The following is a 3741-nucleotide window of genomic DNA, read 5'->3' as shown; positions in this document are numbered from 1 at the left end:
TGTCGTTCTGCCAAGGTTTTTGAGATTGGGTGCCATGTGTTTTCAATGGTTTGCGGATTTTTCATTTTGAGATTGAGTCGGGGTTATTGAGACTGTAGAGGGAAGTGAGTCGATATTTATGAGACTATCCCGCAGCCGTGCATTGATCAAGATATGTCCGATAATTTCCCAGCTGACAAGGATTGGAACGCGGCGGAGCACCGTGCCAAGGTCCTTTCGAACTTGCCAGAGCAACTTACTCAGGATGATGTTGAAGCGGCTATTCGTCAGCTCGATGTCAGCCGCGCGACGCTCTTTCGCTGGTTGAAGAAGTTCCGTGAGGATGGCCGCACCTCGGCTTTGTTACCCAGCCCGCGTGGGCCGAGGCGCGGCATGCAGCCGCTTGACCCTGATGTGGAAGCCATCGTCTCTCGTCTGTTCAAAGAGCTTTACGCCACTCGCCGCAAACCTACAAAAACGCGATTTTGGGGCGAGGTCGCGGCCGATTGCAAAGGTCTAGGGCTGGCCCCACCCTCTATCCGGCGTCTGGGACGTTGGCTGGAGCGGCACGACCAAGCGAAGCTCATGGCCAAGAGGGAGGGTAAGGACAAAGCCGAACGCCGTCACTTGGCTACACCCGGCACCCTCATAGCGGAGCATCCTCTGGACATCGTTCAGATCGATCATACCAAGGCTGATGTCACCGTGGTTGATCCCGTGACCCGCCGTCCCTTGGGCAGGCCCACCCTGACAGTTGCGATCGATGTGCATACCCGCATGGTTCTGGGGTTTCACCTGTCGTTGGAGCCGCCGGCACTTTTGGCTGTGGCGCTTTGCCTGACCCATGCGGTGATGGACAAATCGCATTGGCTTACGGCGCGCGGGATCGGCACGGAGTGGCCCGCGCGGGGCATTCCCAAAGTGATTCATGTGGACAATGGTGCGGAATTCCATGCCCGCGCCTTCAAGATCGCCTGTTCCGAGTACCAGATTGATCTGCAGCATCGCCCACCCGGAACGCCGCGCTATGGCGGCCATATCGAGCGGCTGATCGGCACGATGATGGGGGCGGTGCATTTGCTGCCGGGCTCGCATTTTTCAAACATCTTTGAGCGGGGTGATCTTGATGCCGAAGCCGAGGCGGTGATGACGCTTAGGGAGCTGGAGATCTGGCTGGCGCTGGAAATCACCGGCTCCTATCACGCGCGAGCACACCGGGCGCTCGACACAACCCCGATCGCGGTATGGGCGGCTGGGGTGGATGAGGCTGCGCTGCGCATGCCCGCCGATCCAAGGCAGTTTTTGGTCGATTTCCTGCCGTCTGAGCAACGCGTGCTGCAGCGCGACGGGCTGCACCTTTTCCATATCCGATACTGGTCAGACGAGCTGCGCTGGCTGATGGGCCGGGAAAGCCGCAAGTTCACGTTGAAATACGACCCGCGTGACCTCTCGCGAATCTTCGTGCTGACAGAGGATGGGATCATCGAGGCCCGGCCTGCTGATTTGACACGGCCAGCGATTACGCTTTGGGAACACCGGGCAGCGCGGCGGGCTTTGCGCGAAGCCGGACGCCGTTCGGTAGATGAAGAACTCATCTTCTCTACCATTTTGGCACAGCGTGATCTTGTGGACAGTGCTGAACGCCAGACCAAGGCGATGCGACGCCATCAAGCGCGGCGTTCACATCTGGAACAGGATCCGATGATTGATGTGACGCCGGTTTCGGAAGCGCCAGAAACCCTGCCCGCACCGGAAAAGAAAGGCAATGCGCTACTGGATCATCCAGGTTTCGCTGTCGAGGAATGGTATGATGACTGAGTTTCCCCATCTTTATCCTGCCGCCCGCCAACTGGCCGCTCTAAACGCCGAAGAACGTATTCACCGCATCCGCGCTGACCGTTGGATATCCTATCCACGGGCAGAGGCCGCTCTGGTGAAACTCGAAACGCTGATGTCATTCCCAGAACGGGCCAGAATGCCGAACCTGCTCATTGTCGGTGAGAGCGGCATGGGCAAGACGATGATCATCGAGAAGTTCACCCGCGATCACCCCGCCAGCTTCGATGAGACCACCGGTCGATTACATATGCCGGTCGTTGCGGTGCAGATGGTGTCCGGACCGGACGAGAGCCGTTTCTACCGCCGCATTCTTGCAGCTATCGGCGCACCCGAACCTCCGCGCGCAACGCTCGCTGTGCTCGAAAGCCTGGCCCTGCGTCTTCTGTCTGAGCTGCGCCCCGGCATGTTGGTGATCGATGAAATCCACAGCCTGCAGGCTGGTACGATCCGCGAGCAGGCGCGGTTTCTGAACATGCTGCGTTTTCTGGGCAATGAGTTGCGCGTGCCGCTGGTCTGTGTTGGCACCGCGCAGGCACGTAACGCGCTGCGCACCGACGATCAACTTGTCCGCCGCTTTGAGGCTTTCGCTTTACCGCCCTGGCGGGATGGAGAGGATGTCATCGGATTGATCAGCACGCTTCAACGGACCTTGCCGCTGCGGCGGGAAAGCCAGATCGATGAGAAGATGCTCACGCGGATCCTGAGTGTCAGTGGTGGCATTACGTCCGGCATCTTCTCGATCATGTCGCAACTGGCGATCGCCGCCATCGAGAGCGGTGAGGAACGGATTGTGCCGGGCGATGTTTCCAGCACAGGCAAGCTTCAGGCGGTTCTGGGGGACCCTGTGTGACAGGGCGGGGCCGTCTGCCGGTCGTCTTTCCTCCCGAAGCAGACGAGCGGCTGTCGTCGTGGCTCGCAAGAATGGCGATATTCTATGCGTTGACAGTGCCGGAGTTTGTCGCCGAGCTTGGCTTGCCCGGTCGCGACGTGTTCGATTTGGAATGGCGTCTTTCGGCAGGGGAGGGAGCCTTAATCGCAGCTAGGACTGGGGTTTCGGAGGTGGCGTTGCAGGCGATGACATTTCAGGAAATCACACCGGACGCGCGGATCATGATTGCGCGGAAGACCCGGCATCACTGCCCATCTTGTCCGGCGGATGTTCACCGCAAGGCTGCGAGCTTTCCTTGGATGTTTCAGTGCCCAATTCACAGCATAGATTTTCGTGATGTTGGCGGTGCCATCCTACCTGACATCTTGGGGTCTGCGCATCTCGCGGCGCTGCAGTCACATGCCAAAACTGGGGCTGCTGTTCTGGATTCTTGGGCCCGAGGGGAAGGGCAGGGGGCTTTCGGGCCGGTCGAGATGTTGCTCTTTCTGACGACACGGCATCGCCGGGCGTCGCCACCGAATGTCTCAGAGCAGCCTCGGATGTCATTAGGGGCCCGGCGCGACTACCATGCATTTCTGACCACACCGATCATTCGGCAGGCGCTGACAGTAGTTGTGCCGGAATACGATAAGGTGGCCCCGGTTCTGACCAAACCGGTGCGCCTCGGCTCGCACAGCCTGGCCCAGGGATCGCTGCTGCAGACCTTCGCGCTGACCGCTGGCATCGGCCGCATTGATGAAGATCCTGTCGGCCATGCGGTTGCAGTACTGCTGGTCAGCGATGCGGAAGGGCAAGAGAGGTTACAGGATGTGCTTAAGACATGGCCACTCTCGTTGCGGCGACGTATATCGGCCCGGTTCTGGCGCGCTCAGCGCGACGAGAGGGAACGCCTCATCGCAGAGAAGACTGCGAGACGGTGCCAGTCTCACAAACCCCGGTCCGCCCAGTCTCATCAATACCGCTACAGAATCTCATGAACCCCGGGCGGTTCTTCAGAGAAGTGCTTGAATCTCATGAATTCCGGTCATCCGACA

The 3741-nt window shown here is 59.3% G+C and carries 3 protein-coding genes; all 3 read left to right on the top strand.

Going from position 1 to position 3741, the window contains the following annotated elements:
- Positions 1-153: 153 nt before the first annotated feature.
- The 3 genes from O4H31_RS19385 to O4H31_RS19375 all read left to right on the top strand — a co-directional run bounded on the left by O4H31_RS19385 (position 154) and on the right by O4H31_RS19375 (position 3684).
- Positions 154-1797 carry a Mu transposase C-terminal domain-containing protein gene (locus O4H31_RS19385; protein WP_269348168.1) on the top strand — a complete coding sequence of 548 codons (1644 nt, stop codon included), beginning with the start codon at positions 154-156 and terminating at the stop codon, positions 1795-1797.
- Positions 1790-2668, top strand: a complete 879-nt coding sequence (locus O4H31_RS19380; protein WP_269348167.1) for a TniB family NTP-binding protein — start codon at positions 1790-1792, stop codon at positions 2666-2668. The genes O4H31_RS19385 and O4H31_RS19380 overlap by 8 nt, the downstream gene beginning before the upstream one ends.
- Before the next feature lie 71 nt (positions 2669-2739).
- Entirely contained in the window at positions 2740-3684 is a 945-nt protein-coding gene (locus O4H31_RS19375) for a hypothetical protein (RefSeq protein ID WP_269348166.1), read from the top strand.
- The last annotated feature ends 57 nt before the right edge of the window (positions 3685-3741 follow it).

Source organism: Sulfitobacter dubius (assembly GCF_027214245.1).
In the GTDB taxonomy this organism is placed as follows: Bacteria; Pseudomonadota; Alphaproteobacteria; order Rhodobacterales; family Rhodobacteraceae; genus Sulfitobacter; species Sulfitobacter dubius_A.
Note: the sequence above shows the minus strand (reverse complement) of the source record. Positions and strands in the feature narration are given on the sequence as shown.

What these genes read in the sequence shown, in the direction of transcription:
- O4H31_RS19385 (WP_269348168.1), top strand. Translation starts at nt 154, where the DNA reads ATGTCCGATAATTTCCCAGCTGACAAGGATTGGAACGCGGCGGAGCAC.
- O4H31_RS19380 (WP_269348167.1), top strand. Translation starts at nt 1,790, where the DNA reads ATGACTGAGTTTCCCCATCTTTATCCTGCCGCCCGCCAACTGGCCGCT.
- O4H31_RS19375 (WP_269348166.1), top strand. Translation starts at nt 2,740, where the DNA reads ATGGCGATATTCTATGCGTTGACAGTGCCGGAGTTTGTCGCCGAGCTT.